This is a genomic window from Acinetobacter calcoaceticus (assembly GCF_016508255.1).
Taxonomy (GTDB): domain Bacteria; phylum Pseudomonadota; class Gammaproteobacteria; order Pseudomonadales; family Moraxellaceae; genus Acinetobacter; species Acinetobacter calcoaceticus_E.
In genome coordinates this window covers 476,985-498,685 of sequence record NZ_JADVKT010000002.1, presented here as the reverse complement: position 1 = coordinate 498,685, position 21,701 = coordinate 476,985, and the positions used below count along the sequence as shown (strand labels likewise).

Annotated in this window: 24 protein-coding genes; 16 read left to right on the top strand and 8 right to left on the bottom strand. The window is 37.9% G+C overall.

Annotated elements, in window-relative coordinates; all coding sequences use genetic code 11:
* The first annotated feature begins 50 nt into the window (after nt 1–50).
* Both I5515_RS06285 and I5515_RS06280 read left to right on the top strand, forming a co-directional pair.
* Nucleotides 51–596, top strand: coding sequence for a 1-acyl-sn-glycerol-3-phosphate acyltransferase (locus I5515_RS06285; protein ID WP_151827946.1), 546 nt, complete (start codon nt 51–53; stop codon nt 594–596).
* Between the two features lie 161 nt (nt 597–757).
* Entirely contained in the window at nt 758–1,507 is a 750-nt protein-coding gene (locus I5515_RS06280; protein ID WP_003651352.1) for a YebC/PmpR family DNA-binding transcriptional regulator, read from the top strand.
* A gap of 44 nt (nt 1,508–1,551) precedes the next feature.
* Here the strand turns inward: I5515_RS06280 and I5515_RS06275 are convergent, their stop codons facing one another.
* Complete coding sequence (locus I5515_RS06275) at nt 1,552–2,022, bottom strand: Lrp/AsnC family transcriptional regulator (protein ID WP_004642558.1); 471 nt, start codon at nt 2,020–2,022, stop codon at nt 1,552–1,554.
* Between the two features lie 343 nt (nt 2,023–2,365).
* On the opposite strand from I5515_RS06275, the gene I5515_RS06270 reads away from it, so the two are divergent.
* Nucleotides 2,366–3,679: a DcaP family trimeric outer membrane transporter gene (locus tag I5515_RS06270; protein WP_199965273.1), complete on the top strand. Its 1,314-nt coding sequence runs from the start codon at nt 2,366–2,368 to the stop codon at nt 3,677–3,679.
* A gap of 52 nt (nt 3,680–3,731) precedes the next feature.
* Here I5515_RS06270 and I5515_RS06265 read toward each other — a convergent pair whose 3' ends face one another.
* From I5515_RS06265 to I5515_RS06245, 5 genes are all read right to left on the bottom strand, one after another.
* Entirely contained in the window at nt 3,732–4,475 is a 744-nt protein-coding gene (locus I5515_RS06265; protein ID WP_042896581.1) for an amino acid ABC transporter ATP-binding protein, read from the bottom strand.
* 13 nt (nt 4,476–4,488) lie between these two features.
* A complete protein-coding gene (locus tag I5515_RS06260) occupies nt 4,489–5,166 on the bottom strand; it encodes an amino acid ABC transporter permease (protein WP_199965272.1) in 678 nt (225 codons plus the stop codon).
* Between the two features lie 2 nt (nt 5,167–5,168).
* Nucleotides 5,169–6,011, bottom strand: coding sequence for an amino acid ABC transporter permease (locus I5515_RS06255; RefSeq protein WP_199965271.1), 843 nt, complete (start codon nt 6,009–6,011; stop codon nt 5,169–5,171).
* Nucleotides 6,012–6,103: 92 nt separating this feature from the next.
* Nucleotides 6,104–6,997, bottom strand: coding sequence for an amino acid ABC transporter substrate-binding protein (locus I5515_RS06250; protein WP_199965270.1), 894 nt, complete (start codon nt 6,995–6,997; stop codon nt 6,104–6,106).
* Nucleotides 6,998–7,531: 534 nt separating this feature from the next.
* Nucleotides 7,532–8,296, bottom strand: a complete 765-nt coding sequence (locus I5515_RS06245; protein WP_199965269.1) for a glutathione S-transferase family protein — start codon at nt 8,294–8,296, stop codon at nt 7,532–7,534.
* A 344-nt stretch (nt 8,297–8,640) separates the two neighbouring features.
* Here I5515_RS06245 and I5515_RS06240 point away from each other — a divergent pair, with 344 nt between their 5' ends.
* The 7 genes from I5515_RS06240 (at nt 8,641) to ychF (ending at nt 16,276) form a co-directional block, all read left to right on the top strand.
* Nucleotides 8,641–9,876, top strand: a complete 1,236-nt coding sequence (locus I5515_RS06240) for an SfnB family sulfur acquisition oxidoreductase (protein WP_199965268.1) — start codon at nt 8,641–8,643, stop codon at nt 9,874–9,876.
* Nucleotides 9,877–9,888: 12 nt separating this feature from the next.
* Nucleotides 9,889–11,112: an SfnB family sulfur acquisition oxidoreductase gene (locus tag I5515_RS06235; protein ID WP_199965267.1), complete on the top strand. Its 1,224-nt coding sequence runs from the start codon at nt 9,889–9,891 to the stop codon at nt 11,110–11,112.
* The gene (locus I5515_RS06230; protein ID WP_199965266.1) at nt 11,112–12,524 is read left to right on the top strand and encodes an LLM class flavin-dependent oxidoreductase; all 1,413 of its coding nucleotides are present in this window, start codon (nt 11,112–11,114) and stop codon (nt 12,522–12,524) included. Before I5515_RS06235 ends, I5515_RS06230 begins: the two co-directional genes overlap by 1 nt.
* Before the next feature lie 14 nt (nt 12,525–12,538).
* On the top strand, nt 12,539–13,369 hold the full coding sequence (locus I5515_RS06225) for a MetQ/NlpA family ABC transporter substrate-binding protein (protein WP_199965265.1): 831 nt from the start codon (nt 12,539–12,541) through the stop codon (nt 13,367–13,369).
* Between the two features lie 5 nt (nt 13,370–13,374).
* A complete protein-coding gene (locus tag I5515_RS06220; protein WP_199965264.1) occupies nt 13,375–14,451 on the top strand; it encodes a methionine ABC transporter ATP-binding protein in 1,077 nt (358 codons plus the stop codon).
* Nucleotides 14,432–15,091, top strand: a complete 660-nt coding sequence (locus tag I5515_RS06215; RefSeq protein ID WP_199965263.1) for a methionine ABC transporter permease — start codon at nt 14,432–14,434, stop codon at nt 15,089–15,091. Before I5515_RS06220 ends, I5515_RS06215 begins: the two co-directional genes overlap by 20 nt.
* 93 nt (nt 15,092–15,184) lie before the next feature.
* Nucleotides 15,185–16,276, top strand: a complete 1,092-nt coding sequence (gene ychF / locus I5515_RS06210) for a redox-regulated ATPase YchF (protein ID WP_004642544.1) — start codon at nt 15,185–15,187, stop codon at nt 16,274–16,276.
* 49 nt (nt 16,277–16,325) lie between these two features.
* On the opposite strand, the gene I5515_RS06205 is transcribed toward ychF, so the two are convergent.
* Entirely contained in the window at nt 16,326–16,850 is a 525-nt protein-coding gene (locus tag I5515_RS06205; RefSeq protein ID WP_199965262.1) for a DUF962 domain-containing protein, read from the bottom strand.
* Between the two features lie 91 nt (nt 16,851–16,941).
* On the opposite strand from I5515_RS06205, the gene I5515_RS06200 reads away from it, so the two are divergent.
* Together I5515_RS06200 and I5515_RS06195 are read left to right on the top strand one after the other, a co-directional pair.
* Entirely contained in the window at nt 16,942–17,649 is a 708-nt protein-coding gene (locus I5515_RS06200) for a Crp/Fnr family transcriptional regulator (protein WP_199965261.1), read from the top strand.
* Nucleotides 17,650–17,820: 171 nt separating this feature from the next.
* The gene (locus tag I5515_RS06195) at nt 17,821–18,135 is read left to right on the top strand and encodes a hypothetical protein (protein WP_199965260.1); all 315 of its coding nucleotides are present in this window, start codon (nt 17,821–17,823) and stop codon (nt 18,133–18,135) included.
* A 73-nt stretch (nt 18,136–18,208) separates the two neighbouring features.
* Here the strand turns inward: I5515_RS06195 and I5515_RS06190 are convergent, their stop codons facing one another.
* Complete coding sequence (locus tag I5515_RS06190; RefSeq protein WP_199965259.1) at nt 18,209–18,679, bottom strand: hypothetical protein; 471 nt, start codon at nt 18,677–18,679, stop codon at nt 18,209–18,211.
* 119 nt (nt 18,680–18,798) lie between these two features.
* Between I5515_RS06190 and I5515_RS06185 the strand changes: the two genes are divergently transcribed.
* From I5515_RS06185 to purT, 4 genes are all read left to right on the top strand, one after another.
* Nucleotides 18,799–19,521, top strand: coding sequence for an AzlC family ABC transporter permease (locus tag I5515_RS06185; RefSeq protein WP_199965516.1), 723 nt, complete (start codon nt 18,799–18,801; stop codon nt 19,519–19,521).
* A gap of 1 nt (nt 19,522) precedes the next feature.
* The gene (gene ygaH, locus I5515_RS06180; RefSeq protein ID WP_199965258.1) at nt 19,523–19,864 is read left to right on the top strand and encodes an L-valine transporter subunit YgaH; all 342 of its coding nucleotides are present in this window, start codon (nt 19,523–19,525) and stop codon (nt 19,862–19,864) included.
* A gap of 121 nt (nt 19,865–19,985) precedes the next feature.
* A complete protein-coding gene (locus I5515_RS06175) occupies nt 19,986–20,375 on the top strand; it encodes a tautomerase family protein (protein WP_199965257.1) in 390 nt (129 codons plus the stop codon).
* A 102-nt stretch (nt 20,376–20,477) separates the two neighbouring features.
* Nucleotides 20,478–21,695 (top strand): formate-dependent phosphoribosylglycinamide formyltransferase, encoded by a 1,218-nt coding sequence (gene purT, locus I5515_RS06170; RefSeq protein WP_199965256.1) that lies wholly within the window; start codon nt 20,478–20,480, stop codon nt 21,693–21,695.
* Nucleotides 21,696–21,701 lie beyond the last annotated feature (6 nt).

Sequence of the window (21,701 nt, the reverse complement as noted above, 5' to 3'; positions counted from 1 at the left end):
TTTACAAACTCATATTAGAATCCTGAAAATTTATCACCTTGCACTGATCTATGAAAAAATTTCTAGGTAACTCTATCTTTAAAGCTGCTGGTTGGACCTATAATGTAGATCCCGAAATTCTTGAGAAAAAACAAGTTATTATTGGCTTTGAACATACTTCAAATCTAGACGCAGTGCTCTCTATTGCCCTCTTCCAAATTTTAGACATTAAAATTCATACTTTAATAAAAAAAGAACTTTTTAAAGGTCCCCTTAAACCAATTTTAGAAAAACTTGGTGGCATTCCCGTTGACCGCAAAGCAAGTAAAGATATTGTTTCTCAAATGGTTGAACAATTTCAAACTCATGAAACTTTTAACTTGGTTATTGCTCCTGAAGCTACTCGTGCAAAAGATGGCTCTGAACGTAAACCTATCCGTACAGGCTTTTGGCATATTGCAAAAGCAGCTAATGTTCCTATTGTACTCATGTATGCCAATGCTCGAAGCAAACAAGGTGGAATTCTAGGTAAAATTTACCCAACAGACTTACAAAAAGATTTGGAAACGATTAAAGAGCTATATGCGCAATTTGACATAGACGTCAAAATTAACTAAATCAAATTAGGCTTAATTCTGTCTAATCTCGCTCATTAGACCTTAAGCTTATTATTCTTATTCAATTGGCTAACAAAACACAGGGCAACAGTTTTCAACAAAACTAAGCCTATGCTAATATTCCAGCACTTTTGCATTTTCTTTTTTTGGAGTTCACGTCCATGGCGGGTCATTCTAAATGGGCCAATATTAAGCATCGTAAAGCGAAACAAGATGCAAGTCGCGGTAAAGTTTTTACTAAATATATTCGTGAAATTGTGACTGCTGCCAGACTTGGTGGTGGAGATGCTGCTAGTAACCCTCGTCTGCGTGCGGTAGTTGAAAAAGCTCTTTCAGTTAATATGACACGTGACACCATCAACCGTGCAATCCAACGTGGTGCCGGTGGTGAAGATAATGATGATTTAAAAGAAGTAACTTACGAAGGTTATGGTGTTGGCGGTGTTGCTGTTCTTGTTGAAACAATGACAGATAACTTAAACCGTACAGTACCGGATGTACGTCACTGTTTTAGTAAAACAAATGGCAACTTAGGTACAGCAGGTTCTGTAGCTTATCTATTTACTAAACGTGGTGAAATTACTTTTGAAGATGTTTCTTTAGAAGATAAAATCATGGAAGTTGCTTTAGAAGCTGGCGCTGAAGATATTGAAATTTCTGAAGATGAAATTTTGGTAATCACCTCACCAGAAACTTTTGGTGAAGTTCAAGATGCTCTTACTGCTGCTGGTTTAAAATCTGACAACGCAGAAGTGGTTATGAGTCCATCAACCAAAGCTGAAATTACTGATGTCGACCAAGCAAAACAAATTCTTAAAATGATTGATATGTTTGAAGATCTCGATGATGTGCAAAACGTTTATACTAACGTTGAGTTCACAGATGAGGTTTTGGCTCAACTTGACGCCTAAATCAAACATTTGAATTGAAAAAACGCACCATTGGGTGCGTTTTTTTATAGTTTATTTAGTAAGTTATAACAGTTAAAAACATTATATTTTTTAATAACGAAGCTGGAATGTAAAGCAACAACATTGTCAATTTTTCCAATACGTCTCAATAAAATTTCACTGTAGTCATCCATATTACGGGCTACAAGTTCCAAAATAAAATCAGCACTTTGTCCTGTCACTAGAAATGCATTGGTCACTTCTGGAATTGCTTCTATTTCGGAAAGAAACTTATCAAATGTTTCAGTGTCATGTTTACTCAATGAAACTTGCAATAAGATGTGCAAGGTAAATCCGAGTTTACTAAAATTAATTTCCCTTTTGAGCTGCCCCATAACGTTGGCTTCAATTAGGTGCTTAATCCGACGATGCACTGAACTGACTGACAGATTGATCCGTTCTGAAAGTTCATTCAAATTTAAGTCTTCATGAGACAAAATTTCTAGAATTTGTTTATCAAAACGATCTAACTCCATTGTTATCTCCAGCCAGAATTTTTCAATGAGGACAGTATACCCTATACAACTCCCCTGTATTTAAAATACGACGGTTTAAAAATAGCTAAAACGTTTATTTCTTTTACATATTTTATTGCAGCTATGCATTTTAACCGTGCAAATAATGGAGCAGATGATGCACTTTAGCGAGTCCATTTCATGCTCTCATTTCATTTTTTTAATATAAAGTCTTACCCACCTTACTATTTAAACGTAGGCTAATGATAATCATAGAAATTTTACTATTTTTCTAAATTCTTAAAGTTGGCATTATTATTGTTATGTATTTGCAGGAAAACTTTTATCCTTGTTTGGAGTTCCCGTGAATAAGATCAAAACATTAGTACTAGCAATGGGTACTGTAGGTGTAACTAGCATAACAATGCCTTTACATGCAGCCTCAGATGCTGAAGTTGATGCATTACGTAATGAAGTAAATGACTTAAAACAGCTGGTCCAGAAACTGTCTGACCAACAAAAAATAGCTTTATCAGTCAGTGCTCCAGCAGTACCTCCCACAACTCCTTCTGCTTCTCCCTCTCCTATATCAAAACCAGGTTGGATGGCAATGGCGGATGGGCAAACCCAAGTTAAGCTTTATGGTAATGTCCGCGTAGATGCAACCTATGACTTCAAAGGTTCAAATGGAAGTATTTCAAATGCAGCTAACTACCCTTTAAACAAAGATGACCCACGACAAGATTCGTTAAATGTATCTGCTGCAACCACACGAATTGGTCTAGATATTGCCCGACCTACTCAATACGGAGATTTAACAGGTAAAATTGAAGCCGATTTCATGGGTGGAAATGGCGACAATGGCAATGGTACCTTCCGCATTCGCCATGCCTATATGTCTTTAGGTAAATGGTTAGCCGGTCAAACGACTTCACCTTTTGTAAATACTGATACATCGCCAGAAACACTAGATTTCACTGGAGCTGTTGGCACAGGTACTACTCGTACTGTACAGGTTCGTTATACTCAACCAATCGATGCACAACAAAAAATCTTATTTGCTTTAGAAGGCGGCGATGTTGAAAAAGTAGGAAATGTAGCGGGTGGAAGCCGTTTCCCTGCTCTAACAACTCGTTATGATTTTAAAACCGCTGATAATAAAGGTCTATTTCAATTACATGGGCTTGCTCACGAAAACCGTGTAGCGCCCAAAGATAGCTCTTCTGAAGAAAAATTTGGTTGGGGTGTTGGTGTTGGCGGTAAATATGATTTAACCCCTCAAGATAGCTTGGTTGCTAACTACTATCATGTTAAAGGAGACGGCCGCTATTTATCTTATAGCAATTCTGCTTATGCCTATGACACAACAACACAAGATATTAATTTAGGCGAATTTGATAGTGCCGTGATTGGCTATCAACGAAAATGGAGCCCTATCCTCCGCTCTACTTTTGCAATAGGTGGTATTCAATATAAAGATGATAACATCTATGCAAATAGCAATTTAACCAGTACCAGCTATAACAAAGAAATTTATAATGCCTTGGTTAATTTAATCTGGAATCCAGTTAAAAATATTGATTTAGGTGCAGAATATACTTACGGCCAGCGAGAAACTTTCGCAGGTGATAAGGGTGATTACTCTCGTATCAATTTATTAGCAAAATATAATTTCTAAAAATCGGATGTAAAAAAAGAGCCTTTAAAAGGCTCTTTTTTTATTAACTGTATTAGTGCATGGCTTGAATTTTTTCTAAGAAGAGCTTCGCGCGCTCGTGGCGAGCATCTAAATTATCAAAGAACTCATGCGTTGGGCAGTCTTCTAAAATCTTACCTTCATCCATAAAAATTAAACGGTTAGATACTCTTTTAGCAAATCCCATTTCATGTGTAACACACATCATGGTCATACCTTCATGTGCAAGTTGTACCATCACTTCAAGTACTTCGCCGACCATTTCTGGGTCAAGTGCAGAAGTTGGTTCATCAAACAACATACAGATTGGGTCCATGGACAACCCACGCGCAATAGCTACACGTTGCTGCTGACCACCAGACAATTGACCCGGAAACTTATCTTTATGTGCAAGTAAACCTACACGCTCTAAATATTTCAAACCTTTTGCACGAGCATCGGCAACTGAACGCTTTAACACTTTAACTTGAGCAATTGTTAGATTTTCCAAAACAGTCATGTGCGGAAAAAGCTCAAAGTGTTGAAAGACCATTCCCACTCGTGAACGGAATTTAGCAAGATCTGTTTTTGGATCTTTCAGAGAAACACCATCAACAATAATGTCGCCTTGTTGAAATGGTTCTAACGCATTTACTGTTTTAATGAGTGTTGATTTTCCTGAACCAGATGGTCCGCAAACAACAACGACATCACCTTTTTCAATACTCGTCGTGCAATCTGTTAAAACCTGAAAATCACCATACCATTTAGAGATATGTTGGATGTCTATCATTGGCATTTAAAATCTCCAATTAGCGAATGATGGCAATTTTTTGCTGTAAGCGTTTGACTAATTGCGACAGCACAAACGAACTACAGAAGTACACTACAGCGACGATTAAATAGAATGTTGCTTTCGTTTCAGGACCATACGTATTGGCCAATGTATCTGCACGACCTAAAAAGTCTGGTGCACTAATCACATACACTAATGAGATATCCTGAAATAAAATAATTGTTTGAGTTAGCAATACAGGGAGCATGTTACGAAAGGCTTGAGGTAAGACCACGTAGCGCATTGATTGACCATAAGTAAAACCTAGCGCGTAGCCTGCATGTACTTGACCTCTTGAAATAGACTGAATCCCAGACCGTACAATTTCCGAGAAAAATGCAGCCTCAAAAATAGCAAAAGTCACAACACTCGAAAACAATGGTCCCCAATAGGTATCAGATTGAAACTCAAATATTTTCGGCAACAAAAAGTAGAAAATAAAGATCACCTGAATCAATGGAATACCACGAAACAGATCGACATAAAATTTTGCGAAATTACTTGCGATGGCATTGCTTGATAAACGCATCATTGCCAATGGGGTTCCAATCAGGATACCGCCCATCATCGCCAATACAGTCACGGTAAGGGTAAAGATGAAACCTTCTTTGAGTGCCGCGACCACGTCAGGATTGTGTAATAAAGAAAAATCCATAATTACTTCCCTCCTGAACCTAAGCCAGGTACAGCCATTCGTTTCTCAATCCATGCCATGATAAATTTAATGCTATAAGTAATAATCAAATAAACAGGAGTAGAAAGAATAAGAATAATGATGTCCTGAGAAGTTTCTTCCCGCATGGTTTTTGTATAAGCGAAGAAGTTCAAAACACTCAAAGCATATAAAACAGCTGAGTTTTTGAAAACGTTCATGGCTTCAGACGTAATCGTTGGCCACACAGTACGATATGCAACAGGTAAAATGACATAACGATAGCTTTGCGCAGTGGTAAAACCCATCGCGGAAGCTGCAAACTTTTGTCCACGAGAAACAGTATTAATACCAGCACGTATGTGCTCAGATACACGCGCAGCAGTGTAGAGACCTAATGCAAAAACACCAATAACCGCAGGCTGATGATTTAAAATATTTTTCCACCATCCACCTGCAACAACATCCCCACTGCCTGCACTTAAGCTGTCCGGTAAAAATTCCGGAAAAACAAAAGCCCAGAAAAATAGCTGCACAATAAGTGGAATATTACGAAAGATTTCAACGTAACAATTGCCAATAAATGCGAGAGGTTTGTTGGGTAACGTACGAATTACCCCGAGGAGAGAACCTAATAAAAATGCGATAAGAAAGGCTATAACAGCTGTCCAAACCATAGTAAAGACGCCTGAACCTAACATTTGTAACCATGTGGGCGCTTCTGCATGAGCATTGTAGCTTGAGCTACCAATTACTCTACAGACTGATTCTGCCCATGCGGCTTTATCGACACCATATTCATTAGACTCCGCACAGAATATAGTCCAGTTTAGCGAGCCGACTGACATGTTTGCCCCTTAATGAATATCTTTAGGAAAATGGACCGCTTAAGCAAGTGAGTTTTCACTTGCTTAAGTAAAGTTAGGACAAAAAGATCTCGTTAGATCCCTACATCTGTTGGGTGAGCTTTTAATTTTTTATAAGATGAACTTTGTGGCATGTTCAAATTTGTATTTTTTGGTGGAATTGGTGATAGGAACCACTTCTTATATAAAGCATCCATTTGACCAGTTTTCCATAAATTATTTACAGTACGGTCAGCAATCGCTTTAAATTTCGTATCACCTTTAGCAAGCATAATGCCATAAGGCTCTGATGAAAGTACCGGACCAACAATTGCAAAAGCTTTAGGTGTAGAAGACTTGGCAACCAAACCAGCTAAAATATTGTCATCCATAACAAATGCAGCTGCACGGCCAGATGCCATCATTGCAAAAGAGTCAGAGTGATCTTTACCATAGATATTTTGGATCTTGAGCGCCTGTCCTTTTTCATTCATCTTGATATATTTATCAGATGTGGTGCCTTGAGTAGTAACAACTGCTTTGCCGTTTAAATCTGCCAAGCTCTTAATACCAGAATTTGCTTTAACTGCCATGCGCACTTCTGTCGCATAATAGTTTGTTGAGAAACCAACTTGTTCCTGACGCTGTTTAGAGTTGGTCGTGGTACCACATTCCATATCAATATTGCCTGCTAAAAGCTCAGGAATACGCGTTGAAGAAGTTACTGCCTTGTATTCAACTTTTAACCCAGGCATTTTCAATTCTTTTTTAATGTCATTTGCAAACTGGTTACAGATATCGACTGCATAACCTACTGGTTTACCTGCAACAACATATGAAATTGGGTCAGAAGATTCTCGATGGCCAATGACGATTTTTCCGGTACTTTTAATTTTAGCTAATGTATCTGCTGCCTGAATTTGAGAAGTAGCACCAACCGTACAAAGCATAAATGTTGAAATAATGAGAGAGGTTGCAGAACGTTTCATAAGAACTCCTTGAGGATCATTCTCTCTATTTAGCTATAGAATCATTCATATAGAGCAATAGAGTGATTTATTATTAAATTGCAATTATCGAGCCAACTTTTCCAAGTAGGACACATCCATTTGCTTCACTTATTTTATTCAATCTGTTTTGCAGAGTTAATACCTTTAAAACTGCTAACATGTTTCTACTTTAATCTATGTTTTAATCTTCTGTCTATTATTAAGCTCATCTATTTACACTTAAATGTGGCAATTATTGATTACAATGTAAACACATGCACAATAAAGTGGCTTAACTTTTACTAAAAATTCTTTTTAGAAAAACTTTATTTTCTTAAAAATTATAAAAATTAAACTTATTAAAGATTTAGCTAAACATTAAACGCACATTGTAAAACAACTTAAACATCAAAATAATATATACAAATGCTTTAATAAAAATCATTTAGAAAATTGATAGTAATATTTAGATAAATGAGAGGATTTAGAAATATTACAAAAATGCCCTGAGTAAATCAGGGCATTTTATAAAGTTTAAATTCCTCGCCAATCTACGCGGGCATTTCTTTCGGTCTGATATATTCTTAAAACATATTGGCCTAAAGGCAAATCATGTAAATATTTTTGATAGTTGCTCCATTCCTCACAAACTTCTTCTGCGTCTTCACGCTCCCACGGCGTACCTTTTACCTCTAACAGTGGTGCAAGCATCGAACAGACAGAAATATCAGCAAGACTTAATCGGTCTCCCACCATATAACGTGCTTGATTTTCTATTAAGTAATGATTTAGTTCATTTACAAGTTCGTCCATTCGCTCTTTGGACTGGCTCACTAACTCACCTTCAAGTTTATAGTTCTTCTTTACGAGTGTTTTGAGAAAAGGTTTTGATATTTTTTCAAACTGACGTAAGTAGCCTTGTTCACCCATCATAATTTCTAAAGCATGGTCCCCTTGGGCTAAATTATGTGCTAATGCCCAACGGCGCACATGTATACCAAGCTCATCAGCCAAACTATCAATTTTAAGGGTTTGTTGTCTAAGTTGCTCATCACGACGTAAAAGTGCATGTTCTGGGTAGGTATCATCCAGATAAAGTGCAATTTTGGTTGATTCAGCGATCCATTGATGATCATCTTTCAAAATTGGCAGTAAATTTTGCCCTGTTTTGAGTTGAGCGAAAGCACGATGAAACCCAGGAATCAAGTTATGAGCCACATAATCAAGTTCTTTATGGTCTAACAACCAGCGAGCTTTTTCACAATAATGGGACAAAGGAAACTGATACAAAACCCGCATAAAATCTCCACGTTTATTTTTATTTGACTATTTGTACAAAAATGGTCGATGGTAAGTAGATACTTTAGAAGCTATTTTTAGTTAAAACAATGGATATTGTGCTCATTTTTACTGACAGTTAAGTCTATTTTTTTTATATCTTTTTTTACCGTACTTATTGCTCTTTTTCATATTAAAACCAATTTTATTATTAATTTTTTGCATAAAAATAACAAGCTATTGATTTTTATAGTTTTTCAATATCTTTATTTCTCCATTAAAAAGCAAAAAAATTGCTTTGCACTTTATTTCATAAGCTGAGCATAAGTCCTCGTTTAGTGGAAAAATATTTCTTTTGTAAGGTAATGACAGTAATACAAGGTGTCATTATGTCTAATTCTCTATCTAAAACGACGGCATACGTCCAAATCATTCAAAATGATCAACAAGCGATTAATGCAGCCTATCAAGTGGCGGATTATGCTTTAGAGGGTCGTAATACACGTGATCAACAACGCTTATTACCTCATGAGCAAATCGAAAGCTTTAGCCAAAAAGGCTTAGGTGGAATTCGCATTTCTCAAAAATATGGTGGAGCTTTTGTTTCAAATAAAACCTTAGCGCACGTTTTTCGTATTTTAAGTAAAGCTGATGCGAACGTTGGTCAAATTCCACAAAATCAGATTAGCCTTTTAAACCTAATTGAAATCATGGGCACAGAACAACAAAAACAATTTATCTTTTCAGAAATATTAGCAGGTAAACGTCTTGCTAACGGCGGCCCAGAGCGAAATACGCATGACTCAAAAACATTAGAAACTACCCTTACCATTGAAAATGGTAAATATATTCTAAACGGTGAAAAATTCTATTCGACAGGTACAAGTTTTGCGCATTGGCTCGCAATTAAAGCGGTTCATCCCGACGGTCATGTTGTTTTAGTGATTGTGAATTCGGACGCTCAAGGTATTGAAGTCATTAATGACTGGAATGGTTTTGGTCAGCGTACAACGGCAAGCGGCACAGTTAAATTAAATCATGTTGAAGTTAATCCTGAACTTATTTTTGATGAGCGCTTATTGACTAAAGCCCCAACCTATCGGGGTGCCTATTCACAATTATTACAAGTTGCAATTGATGTCGGCATTGCAGAAGCCGCTTTTGAAGATACCTTATCGACCATTCATAAAGCACGTCCAATTATCGATGCCAAAGTTGAAAAAGCTAGCTTTGAACATTACACCCTACAAGAAGTGGGTAAGTTAAATATTTTGCTCGACGCAGCAATCTTATTGCTTGATGAAGCTGCTGAATATTTAGATGAACTTGATCAACTTCAAAATGTGACTGATGAACAGACTGCAAAAGCATCTATTTTGGTTGCAGAAGCAAAAGTCTATGCCAATGATGCTGCTCTACAAATCTCTGAAAAACTATTGGAACTGGGTGGTAGCCGCTCAAGTTTAAGCCAGCATAATTTAGATCAACATTGGCGAAATGCCCGTGTACATACCTTACATGACCCTGTTCGCTGGAAATTACATGCCATTGGCAATTATTACCTTAATGGTCATTTCCCTGCCCGCCATGCCTGGATTTAAGGAGAAATTGTCATGACTTCATATCAATCGGTTCAAACCAAACAAACATCGGCATCAAACCATGCACACATTATTCAAAATGATGCTGAAGCACTAGAAATTGCCAAACAATTTGCCGAACAATTTAAAAAAACCGCAGTTGAGCGAGACACTAAGCGAATTTTACCGTATACCGAAATTGATGCATTGAGCCAATCTGGTCTTTGGGCAATTACAGTACCAAAGCAATATGGAGGTGCTGAAGTTTCAAGTCATACCGTTGCCAAAGTAATTGCTCTTTTAAGCGGTGCAGATGGTTCAATCGGACAAATTCCACAAAACCATTTCTATGCATTAGAAGTCTTACGCAATACGGGAACAGAAGCTCAAAAACAACGCTTATATAGCGAAGTTTTAAATGGCACTCGCTTTGGTAACGCGCTTGCTGAGTTCAAAACTAAAACTTCGACCCATAAACAAACAAATATTCGTCCTTATGAAAATGGATATTTGATTCAGGGTGAAAAGTTTTATTGCACAGGAAGTTTATTTGCACACCGTATTCCAACTTTAGTTTTAGATGATGCGGGTCGAGAGTATTTAGCATTTGTAAAAAGTGGTTCACAAGGTCTAAAACTAGTCGATGACTGGTCTGGCTTTGGACAGAAAACCACAGGCAGCGGTACAGTTAAATTTGATCAGGTTTTTGTAGATGCCGATGATGTCATTCCTTTTGATACTGCATTTTTACAACCAACCTTAGTGGGTCCTTTTGCACAAATTATGCATGCCTCGATTGAGGTAGGCATTGCACGTGCAGCCTTTGAAGAAAGCTTGCAAAGAGTGCACCAAGCTCGCCCATGGATTGATTCACAAGTAGAAACCGCAAGCCAAGACCCTTTAACGATTTATGAATTAGGGCGTATTGCTGTAGATGTACGAGCAAGTGAAGTTTTATTAAAACAAGCTGCTCAATCAATTGATGCCGCAAAAATTGAAACCACACCCGAAAGTATTGCTAAAGCGTCAATTGATGTTGCCAAAGTACGTGCTCATAGTAGCGATATCGCACTAAAAGCGTCATCTAAGCTGATCGAACTTGCAGGAAGCCGCGGTAGCCAATCACAAGATGGTCTAGACCGTTTCTGGCGCAATGCACGTGTACATACCTTGCATGATGCTGCACGATGGAAATATTACTTTATTGGGAATTATGTTCTTAACGGTGTTCTACCACCTCGTCGGGGGACATTGTAATGGCAGATTTTAAAGCTAAAGAGATTTTGCTGAACGCCTTTGATATGAACTGTGTTGGGCATATTAATCATGGTTTATGGACACATCCACGTGATGAATCACACCGCTTTAATGAGCTCAGCTATTGGACAGAACAAGCAAAAACCTTAGAAAGTGGTTTATTTGACGGTTTGTTTATTGCAGATATTACCGGTGTGTACGATGTCTATCAAAATGGTATAGATCTGACTTTAAAAGAATCAATTCAGCTTCCAAGTCATGACCCTTCTACACTCATTTCTGCTATGGCAGCAGTCACTCAAAACTTAAGTTTTGGGATCACTGTGAACTTAAGCTATGAGCATCCGTATCAATTTGCCCGCCGCTTTGCGAGTCTAGACCATTTAACTCAAGGTCGTATTGGCTGGAATATCGTAACGGGCTATCTAGATAGTGCGGAACGTTTGATTGGTCAAAAAGGTTTAAAAGACCACGATGCCCGCTATGAGCAAGCCGAAGAGTTTTTAGAGCTTTGCTACAAATATTGGGAAGGTTCATGGGAAAATGACGCTGTAAAAAAAGATAAAGTACAGCGTGTTTTTACAGACCCATCTAAAGTTCACACCATTCATCACCATGGGAAATATTACCAAAGTGAAGGTGTGTTTCAAGTGTCTCCTTCTGTGCAACGCACCCCAACACTGTTTCAAGCTGGTGCTTCACCAAAAGGCATGCAGTTTGCTACTCGCCATGCTGAATGTGTATTTATTGGCGGCGACAAACCCGAAAAAATTCGCGATCAAGTGAAAAAAATTCGTGCTCTTACCGAACAGCAAGGCCGTTCAGCGAATGACATTAAAGTCTTTGTTGGCATAACCGTTGTTGTTGCCGAAACGCACGACATCGCAATACAAAAACTTAATGAATATCGTCAGTATGCAAGTCCTGAAGCAGGCTTAGCGCATTATGCGAGTTCAACTGGTATTGATCTAAGTAAGTTTGCTGACGATGAAGCGATCCCTTACCAAAAAAGTAACAGCATTGTTTCGATTACCGAAAAATTTAAAGAGCAACAAATCACGAAAAATGACTTAAAAGCTCAGCATGTTTTGGGTGGTCGCTATCCCCTCATTGTCGGTAGTGGCGAAGAAGTTGCTGAATACTTAATTCATCTTTTAGATGAGACCGATATTGATGGCTTTAATTTGACCCGTACTGTTGCACCCGAGTCTCATCACGACTTTATTCGCTTGGTCATTCCAGAGCTACAACAACGTGGTCGCTATAAAACTGCATATAAAACGGGTTCACTACGGAACAAAATCTTTAATCGGGGTGATCAATTACCAGAACAACACCCTGTTCAAGCGTTCCGATGTAGTCCCTATAACAACAGCAAAAACTTAACAAAAATTGAAGAAATAACTGCTTAAATTTGGAGATAGACATGGCTCAAACCGCCTCTAAAAAATGGCTAGGCGTAGGCTTAGTCGTTGTAGTCCTTTTTGTTGCTTTATTCTTTTGGAATAAACACCGTCAAAGTGGCTCAAATGAACTTGTGATTGGCATTAGTCCACCATTTGCCAAAACTTTACAAGCTGCTGCCGATGAAGCAAAGCAACAGGGTCTAAATGTGAAACTGGTTGAGTTTTCCGACTGGAACACACCAAACATTACTTTAAATCATGGGGATATTGATGCGAACTTTTTCCAGCATCAGCCTTTCTTAGATAATGTAATTAAAGAAACTGGCTTTAAATTAAAGGCATTTGCAGTGGGGGCCGCATCACATGTGGGACTTTATTCAAAGAAATATAAAAGCTTAGATGAATTGCCACAAAACGCACGTGTCGTCATTCCAAATGACCCAGTCAATCAAGGTCGTGCCCTACTACTCTTACAACAAGCTAAATTAATTACGCTTAAAGATTCAAACAACCATTTATCTGCACTTAAAGATGTTGTTTCAAACCCTAAAAATTTGCAATTCATCGAAGTTGAAGGACCACAGACTGCTCGTGCAATTGACGATGTTGACTTGGCTTTTGGCTACCCACATTACTTGCGTTTAGCAAAAACAGCTGACCCTGAAAGTGCGCTTTTACTTGATGATAATACCAATAAACGTTATGCCATTTTGTTTGTAGTGCGTGATGACTACCAAGATAAGGGCGACAAATTAAAGAAATTTGTTGAGATCTATCAAAACTCGCCAAAAGTTAAAGCTGTTTTAGATGCTGAAATTGGGCCAAAACTTTGGTTCCCTGGCTGGAAATAAGGAGAATGACAATGGTGAGTTTCGGATCACAAGTTGATTTTTCTCTACCCCATATCAAAATTCGTGGTTTAAATAAGTTTTACCAGTCTCAAGGTCAAAAACTGCATGCTTTAAAAGAGATTAACCTTGATATTCCTCAAGCTAAGATTTTAGGCATTATTGGTAAAAGTGGTGCAGGAAAATCATCCCTACTCCGCACTTTAAATGGCTTAGAACAAGTGAATAGCGGCAGTATTCATATTCATCAACAAAACATTGCTGAATTGAGTCATGCCGAGCTTATTCAAACTCGTCAACGAATTGGAATGATTTTTCAGCATTTCAACTTAATGTCTGCAAAAACAGTTTGGGAAAATGTGGCATTGCCCTTAAAAGTTTCCCATTACAACAAAGCAGATATAGAAAGCCGAGTAAATGAAGTTCTGGCACTCGTTGGTCTTGCAGATAAATCTGACTACTACCCATCACAACTTTCGGGCGGACAAAAGCAACGTGTCGGTATTGCACGTGCACTTGTTCATCATCCTGAAATTTTACTTTGCGATGAAGCAACTTCGGCACTCGACCCTGAAAGTACTGCCACTATTTTGGCTTTACTTAAAAAGATTAATCAGGAACTTGGTCTCACCATTGTGCTCATTACTCATGAAATGCAGGTGATTCGCGAAATATGTGATCAAGTCGTGGTGATTGACCAAGGAGAGATTGTAGAGGCTGGTAAGGTTTGGTCGGTATTTTCACGACCAGAGCAACGGATTACCCAAGAATTACTTAATCTTGAACAGATCAGCTTGCCTTTTCAAATCAGTCCTCTACCCGATGAAAATTCAACTCATATTATCGTAAAACTTAAATATGAAGCAGAAGCTCATCACGTTCCAGATATTCAAGAACTACTCTCTAGGTTTAAAGCGCCAGTCAATTTATATCAAAGTCAGGTTGATACCATTCAAGGACATATTATTGGTTCACTTTTAGTCGGTATTCCTAATGTAGAAATTGATCTTTCATCCATACGACAAGATGCATTAACAGCAATTGCACAATTTGAGGTACTTGGCTATGCACGACCAGCTCATTGATTTATTAATTACTGGAACTGTAGATACCTTACTTATGGTAGGTGCATCTGCGTTTATTGCTTTTTTAATTGGCTTACCGATTGCAGTTGTTTTAGTCAGTACTTCAGAACATGGTATCCATCCTTCACAAAAGCTTAATCAGGCTTTAGGTTGGGTCATTAACATTACTCGCTCTGTACCTTTTCTTATTTTAATGGTTGCCCTTATTCCGCTTACTCGCTGGATTGTCGGTACAAGTTATGGCGTTTGGGCAGCCGTTGTTCCACTAACTATTGCTGCAATTCCCTTCTTTGCCCGTATTGCAGAAGTTAGCTTACGTGAAGTCGATCAAGGCTTAATCGAAGCAGCACAGGCCATGGGTTGTAACCGCAAACAAATTATCTGGCACGTGCTTTTACCAGAAGCTTTACCGGGTATTGTTGCGGGCTTTACCGTAACTATTGTGACTATGATTAACTCATCAGCAATTGCAGGTGCCATTGGTGCAGGTGGTCTAGGAGATATCGCATATAGATATGGTTATCAACGTTTTGATATGCAAATTATGGTTGCTGTCATTTTAGTATTAATTGTTTTAGTCATGCTGGTACAAGCGACTGGCGATGCATTAGCCCAGCAACTTGATAAACGTAAAGTTTAAACGCAATACAACCCTGCTCTAGCCATGACTTTGTCATGGCTTTCATGTAAAATCAGCGACAATTTTTAATTTACACATTTGTGAGTGGTTTTCATGGGTTTTAATTGCGGTATTGTTGGTCTGCCAAACGTAGGGAAATCTACCCTTTTCAATGCATTAACGAAAGCAGCGATTGCAGCGGAAAACTTCCCTTTCTGTACCATTGAACCAAACACAGGTATTGTTCCTGTACCAGATCCACGTTTAGACAAACTTGCTGCTATTGTTAAACCACAGCGCATTTTACCAACGACAATGGAATTTGTAGATATTGCAGGTCTTGTTGCTGGTGCATCAAAAGGTGAAGGCTTGGGTAACCAGTTCCTTGCCAACATTCGTGAAACTGATGCAATTGCTCACGTTGTACGTTGTTTCGAAGACGAAAACGTAATTCACGTAAATGGTAAAATTGATCCGCTAGACGACATCGCAACCATCAATACTGAACTTGCGCTCGCCGATCTTGAAACAGTTGCTAAAGCAATTTTACGTTTAACTAAAGTTGCTAAAGGCGGTGACAAAGAAGCCGTTGCAACTAAAGCTGTTTTAGAAAAAATCCAACCATTATTAGACGAAGGTAAACCAGCTCGCGCGGCTGATTTGTCTGATGATGAACGTAAATTAGTTCGTGGTTTTGGTTTAATGACTTTAAAACCAACGATGTATATTGCAAACGTTGCTGAAGACGGTTTTGAAAATAACCCGCACTTAGACGCAGTAAAAAAACTTGCTGCGGAAGAAAACGCAATTGTTGTTCCTCTTTGCAACCAAATCGAAGCTGAAATTTCATTATTAGAAGATGAAGATCGTGCTGAGTTCCTAGAAGCAATGGGCATGGAAGAACCAGGCTTAAACGTGGTTATTCGTGCAGGTTATGCACTTTTAGGTTTACAGACTTATTTCACTGCTGGTGTACAAGAAGTTCGTGCATGGACAGTAAAAGTTGGTGCAACTGCTCCTCAAGCAGCTGGTGTTATTCATACTGACTTTGAAAAAGGCTTTATCCGTGCTGAAGTTGTTGCATATGATGACTTCGTACAATACAACGGTGAAAATGGCGCTAAAGAAGCTGGTAAATGGCGTTTAGAAGGTAAAACTTACGTTGTTCAAGATGGCGATGTAATGCACTTCCGTTTCAACGTTTAAGTTAAAGCTTAAAAAAAGCCCCATCATATTGGGGCTTTTTTTATATTTATCATGAATGCTTCAAATCCATCATGTCTCGTTTAATATGTGCCTCTTTCAAAATTCGCTCATGCAATGGCTTTCTAAAACCCAGCATAAATATAAATTCTGCCAATACAAATAGTGGCCCTATCGCAAGTCCAATCACATCATCCACAAAAGCTGGTTTTTTCTTTTCGAAATAATGGCCAACAAATTGAAAGACCCACCCCACGACAAAGAAACCAATACTTGCTGCTAACCATTCTCCCCAAGATAATTGGGCAATTTGACTCGCTAGCGGATACACAGCGATTAAAAGAATTAGCATGAGTAAACCAAATATTTTATCTAAAATAAAATAATAAATCGTACTGACTACAATCAACACCATGGCTAAAGTAAGTTTAAAATCACTAATCTCTATCCCTGCTCTGGCTGTTAAACATAAAATTGAAAACACAATCAGTGGAATACCAATAAAATGCGTCAAAATATTTTTATGATTTAAATGATAAGCCGCATATTTGCTAAGCTGTTGCTCCAGATTTGACATGAGTTATTCCCTATTCATCAACATATAGTCATACTGTACAAATAAAGAAAACTTAAAGCTGTCAGCTATTTGACAAAGTAATGATTTTTTCATGGATGGCCCAATATTGGACATTATTTATATTAACCGATTAAAAGAAAACACATGGTTTAGTGTGCTTCCAGAAACATTCCAAAACTTTATTCTGGAGCATGGTAAGCAAATAATCTATGAAAAAAACGGCTATGTTTTCCGTGCCCAAGATGTGTTTGATGGCATTTATACTGTGCTTGAAGGCTCAATTAGCTTGTGTTATGTCGATGTAAATGGTAATGAAGCTCTTTCCGCAATTGCTGAGCCAATTATGTGGTTTGGTGAAATATCCCTCATTGACCATGAACCTCGCTCACACGATGCTATTGCTTTAAAAAAAAGTACAGTTTTGCATATTCCTGCGAAACCCTTAAATGAGCTACTCAAAGAAAATCCTTATTACTGGTACTATTTTGCACGTTTAACGAGCCAAAAACTTAGATATGTTTTCTTAGAACAAATTGCAATACAAACCCGCAATATTTCTCAAAGGCTTGCTCAACGCCTGCTATTTATTTTGGAGGGCTATGGTAACCATGTTATTATTCACGAAAGAGAAATTCATATTTCTCAAGAACAATTAGCCAATATGTTAACCATTTCCAGACAAACGGTTAATCATGAATTGAGTCTATTAGAAAAACAAAATATTATTAAAATTGCATTTAGAAAAATTGAGATTTTAGATATTGAGAAATTAAATTTGATTGCAAAATCCTATATATAGCTGCTCAACAAGTAACCATATAATAAAAACTTAAAATTAAATTAAAAAATCAGATAACACTGCAAAATTAAACATTGTTCACACTCTATTTCACAAAATAAGTATTCCAAAACAGAAATTTTCATCTTACACTCAAGCTGAGCAATAATACTCAACAAGGCGCTGATTATCATGAAAAAATTATCAACAATTCTTACAGCAGGCGTATTGGCAATGTTAAGTGTTTCGGCATTTGCATGTCCAAAGGGAACACAACTCCAAGGAGGAACAGGACCACATCATAAAGGCGGTAAATGTGTTGTTGTAAACGGCAAAACTACTGCTCAAAAAGCAAAAAAAGAAGCTAAAAAAGATATGAATGAGAAGAAACATGCTGCAATGACTAGCGCAACTCACGCTAAACAAGAAGCAAATCAAGCTACTCATCAAATGAAACAAGATGCTGTAAAAACTACGAACACTGCTAAAACTGCGACAAAACCATAATTAATATTGATTAATTATGGGTTCAAAATAAAAAAACGAGATTCAAAATCTCGTTTTTTTATTTCCAATGATTTTATTTAGGAGAGGTATTTCCTAAATTTGGATTATCAATTGCTTCCTTACACTGCTGTTTATCACGCTCATAATCAGCCTGTTTTTGAGCAACAGAATTTGTGTTTTCTAAAGTTTCACGCGCCCATACATCTAGACTGGTTAAAGCTTTACGGCAAAGCGCATATTTTCCTTCAGTAACTGAATCTGTCATTTTAACGTTGATTCGCCAATCCGTACTCAGCTGGCGTAATGGTTTACGAACATTATCATTTATCTGGTTAAGCTGTTTTTCATAGACCAGATGTTCAACGCTATTAATTAAAGTCCAAGCTTTTTGAGCATAAACCGTTGCATCGTTGGTTAATTTCGGCGCTGGCTTAATTTCAACTTTTTGATCAGGATTCTGATTCCCATTATCACAGCCTTGCAATATAAATACGCTCGCACTCAGGATGGCGATATAAACTAAACGAGTTTTTGACTTGAACATATCAAACTGCCGAATTAAACATTTCGGCACTATGCTATTAAATTCGGCTACAATACTCAATCTTTCAAGTTTTTATAATTGTTTTCCTGCCAAGGTGTATTGTGTCCAAACAACAATTGATAGCTGATCAAACGGCAACTTTTTGGCAAGGTGCCAAAGATAGTCAAGCTATCGTACTCACCTATTTGCCCGTTTCTTTTGCTTTTGGCGTTTCTGCATCGCAGTTTGGTTTTACACCGTGGGAAGCTTTTTTCCTCTCTTGCTCTATGTATGCAGGTGCAAGCCAGTTCTTGGTGGTCGCACTTTTGGCCAGCGGCTCATCTATCTGGTTAACTGCCCTAACTGTCATTGCACTTGATATTCGTCATGTTCTTTATGGGCCGGCTCTGTACAACCTGATTCCAAATAAATTAAATCTTAAAAAGACAGCAGTCTGGGCTTGGGGTTTAACTGATGAAGTTTTTGCAAGCGGAATGATTCAACTTTCCCAGCGCAGGCAGCAATGGTCTGAGTCTTGGATGTTGGGCTTAAGTCTGTTTAGTTGGATGTCTTGGGCAACTGGCTCATTATTAGGTGGGTTATTTGCAGATCAGGTATCCCATCTTCCAAAATTTTTACAAGCGGCATTAGACTTTTTACTTCCGGCTTTATTTTTAAGTTTTTTATTAGCTGCTTTTGAAAGAAAGCATAGCCTTGTAGTCGCTGTAACTTTAGTCGTTTCAGCTTTAGCTTGTTATTGGATTAATTTATCTGCTGCTATTTTTATTGGTATTCTTTCAGGCATTTTAGCAGGCTTGTTTAAACATTATGTGTTAAGACAACAAGAAGAGGTCGAAATTTAATATGAACCTTGAAATTATTCTGGTAGGTATTATTGTTGGTATTGCCAATTTCGCCTCACGTTTTGGTCCATTCTTTGTAATACAAAAACTGCAAGGCTCTCAGCAAAAACGTGGCTCTGTCTGGTTGAAGATTGCCTTGGGTAGTATTGGTATATCTGCAATTAGTGCCATGCTTGTTGTTGCTACTCTTCCACCATTACTTGAAAATCCCAATAAAAGCTTGGCAATGTTAATTGGCTTTTTAGTTTTAGCTGGTCTTTATTTTAAATTTAAGAAAATTGTTCCAGCAACTTTAACTGCCGCAATTGTTTATGGCTTGATCTATACCTATTTACCATTATAAATAGCTAAACTCATCACCCTTATATAAAATAAATCAGAATCAGGCTTCTAAAATAGATACTTCTGAAATTTGTACCGATTAGAAATACAACTTTATCTTAACAATGACTAGAGATTAAAAAATGTCACAAATTAAAATTTATGCGAATGAACACACAATTATGCAATATCGAGAGCTACTTTCTCATGCAATCCATCAAGCGCTCATTCAAGAATTGAAATATCCCATTGAGAAAAAGTTTCAACGCTTTATAAGCCTTAAACCAGAAAACTTTATTTATCCTTCTGACCGCAGTCAGCATTATATTATTATTGAACTTTCAATGTTCGCAGGACGTAGCCCTGCCACTAAGAAGCAACTCATTCAAACCCTCTTTCGTAATATTGAAGAACAATGCAAAATTGCTCCGCAAGACATTGAAATTACCATTTTTGAAACCCCTAAAGAGAATTGGGGTATCCGCGGTAAAAATGCAGATGAGATGCTTTTAAATTATCAGGTTAATATCTAGAAAGTGACTTCTTAATTGTCCGACAAAATTAATCTTTTTATGTGTGATAAGGCTTAACTCCATCAGAAGTTCTGCTATGCTTAAAAAAATAATTTTGTCAGGATGATTCGCATGAGCGTGACACTCGGAACCCCACTTCAATCTTCTGCATTTAAAGTTTTATTGTTAGGTTCAGGAGAACTTGGCAAAGAAGTTGTAATTTCCTTACAACGCCTTGGTGTAGAAGTACATGCAGCCGACCGTTATGATCATGCACCAGCCATGCAAGTTGCACATTTTTCTTATGTGCTAAATATGGCTAATCCAACTGAATTAAAACAACTCATTGAAAAAATTAAACCGAATTTAATTGTTCCAGAAATTGAAGCCATCGCTACAGAAGTTCTCATTGAAATTGAAGCGAACCAAATGGCAACGGTTATTCCTTCTGCTAAAGCTGTAAACCTGACAATGAACCGAGAAGGTATTCGCCGTCTTGCTGCTGAAGAACTTGGTTTGCCAACCTCTGCTTACCGCTTTGCCAACTCACTAGAAAGTTTCCGTGCTGCTTGTGATGATATTGGTTATCCAAATTTTGTAAAACCAGTAATGTCATCTTCTGGTAAAGGTCAGTCTCGTGTCAAAAGTTTCGATGAAGTCGATGCAGCTTGGGAATATGCGATGCAAGGTGGTCGTGTTAACCAAGGTACAGTTATCATTGAATCCCAAATTGATTTTGATTTTGAAATTACATTACTTACCGTTCGTGCAAAAAATCCTGAAACTGGTGAAATCGAAACTCACTACTGCGACCCGATTGGTCACCGTCAAGATGCAGGTGATTATGTAGAAAGCTGGCAACCGCAACCCATGACAGTTGCTGCACTTGAAGAATCAAAACGGATCGCCAATAAAGTTACAACAGCACTCGGTGGCTGTGGTATTTTTGGTGTAGAACTGTTTATTAAAGGCGATAAAGTTTGGTTCAGTGAAGTATCACCTCGCCCACATGATACAGGACTCGTTACTCTAGCATCGCAATTTCAAAGCGAATTTGAACTGCATGCTCGTGCAATCTTAGGATTACCAGTAAATACAGCTCGTCATAGTGTTGCTGCTAGTGCTGTCATTTATGCAGGGGTCGATGCCAACAACCTAAGCTACAGTAACTTAAATACGGCATTAGCTAACCCAAACACCGACCTACGCCTGTTTGGTAAACCAGAAGGTTTCAAACGACGTCGTATGGGTGTTGCAACTGCTCGTGCAGACAATACTGATCTTGCTCGTACTTTAGCGAAAGAAACCGCTGATCAAGTAAGCGTAAAAACCAACTCTTAATATTTA

Bases quoted from the DNA above. Each gene is read 5' to 3' on its own strand.
- I5515_RS06285 (WP_151827946.1), top strand. From the start codon at position 51: ATGAAAAAATTTCTAGGTAACTCTATCTTTAAAGCTGCTGGTTGGACC.
- I5515_RS06280 (WP_003651352.1), top strand. From the start codon at position 758: ATGGCGGGTCATTCTAAATGGGCCAATATTAAGCATCGTAAAGCGAAA.
- I5515_RS06275 (WP_004642558.1), bottom strand. From the start codon at position 2,022: ATGGAGTTAGATCGTTTTGATAAACAAATTCTAGAAATTTTGTCTCAT.
- I5515_RS06265 (WP_042896581.1), bottom strand. From the start codon at position 4,475: ATGCCAATGATAGACATCCAACATATCTCTAAATGGTATGGTGATTTT.
- I5515_RS06260 (WP_199965272.1), bottom strand. From the start codon at position 5,166: ATGGATTTTTCTTTATTACACAATCCTGACGTGGTCGCGGCACTCAAA.
- I5515_RS06255 (WP_199965271.1), bottom strand. From the start codon at position 6,011: ATGTCAGTCGGCTCGCTAAACTGGACTATATTCTGTGCGGAGTCTAAT.
- I5515_RS06250 (WP_199965270.1), bottom strand. From the start codon at position 6,997: ATGAAACGTTCTGCAACCTCTCTCATTATTTCAACATTTATGCTTTGT.
- I5515_RS06245 (WP_199965269.1), bottom strand. From the start codon at position 8,296: ATGCGGGTTTTGTATCAGTTTCCTTTGTCCCATTATTGTGAAAAAGCT.
- I5515_RS06240 (WP_199965268.1), top strand. From the start codon at position 8,641: ATGACAGTAATACAAGGTGTCATTATGTCTAATTCTCTATCTAAAACG.
- I5515_RS06235 (WP_199965267.1), top strand. From the start codon at position 9,889: ATGACTTCATATCAATCGGTTCAAACCAAACAAACATCGGCATCAAAC.
- I5515_RS06230 (WP_199965266.1), top strand. From the start codon at position 11,112: ATGGCAGATTTTAAAGCTAAAGAGATTTTGCTGAACGCCTTTGATATG.
- I5515_RS06225 (WP_199965265.1), top strand. From the start codon at position 12,539: ATGGCTCAAACCGCCTCTAAAAAATGGCTAGGCGTAGGCTTAGTCGTT.
- I5515_RS06220 (WP_199965264.1), top strand. From the start codon at position 13,375: ATGACAATGGTGAGTTTCGGATCACAAGTTGATTTTTCTCTACCCCAT.
- I5515_RS06215 (WP_199965263.1), top strand. From the start codon at position 14,432: ATGCACGACCAGCTCATTGATTTATTAATTACTGGAACTGTAGATACC.
- ychF (WP_004642544.1), top strand. From the start codon at position 15,185: ATGGGTTTTAATTGCGGTATTGTTGGTCTGCCAAACGTAGGGAAATCT.
- I5515_RS06205 (WP_199965262.1), bottom strand. From the start codon at position 16,850: ATGTCAAATCTGGAGCAACAGCTTAGCAAATATGCGGCTTATCATTTA.
- I5515_RS06200 (WP_199965261.1), top strand. From the start codon at position 16,942: ATGGATGGCCCAATATTGGACATTATTTATATTAACCGATTAAAAGAA.
- I5515_RS06195 (WP_199965260.1), top strand. From the start codon at position 17,821: ATGAAAAAATTATCAACAATTCTTACAGCAGGCGTATTGGCAATGTTA.
- I5515_RS06190 (WP_199965259.1), bottom strand. From the start codon at position 18,679: ATGTTCAAGTCAAAAACTCGTTTAGTTTATATCGCCATCCTGAGTGCG.
- ygaH (WP_199965258.1), top strand. From the start codon at position 19,523: ATGAACCTTGAAATTATTCTGGTAGGTATTATTGTTGGTATTGCCAAT.
- I5515_RS06175 (WP_199965257.1), top strand. From the start codon at position 19,986: ATGTCACAAATTAAAATTTATGCGAATGAACACACAATTATGCAATAT.
- purT (WP_199965256.1), top strand. From the start codon at position 20,478: ATGATTCGCATGAGCGTGACACTCGGAACCCCACTTCAATCTTCTGCA.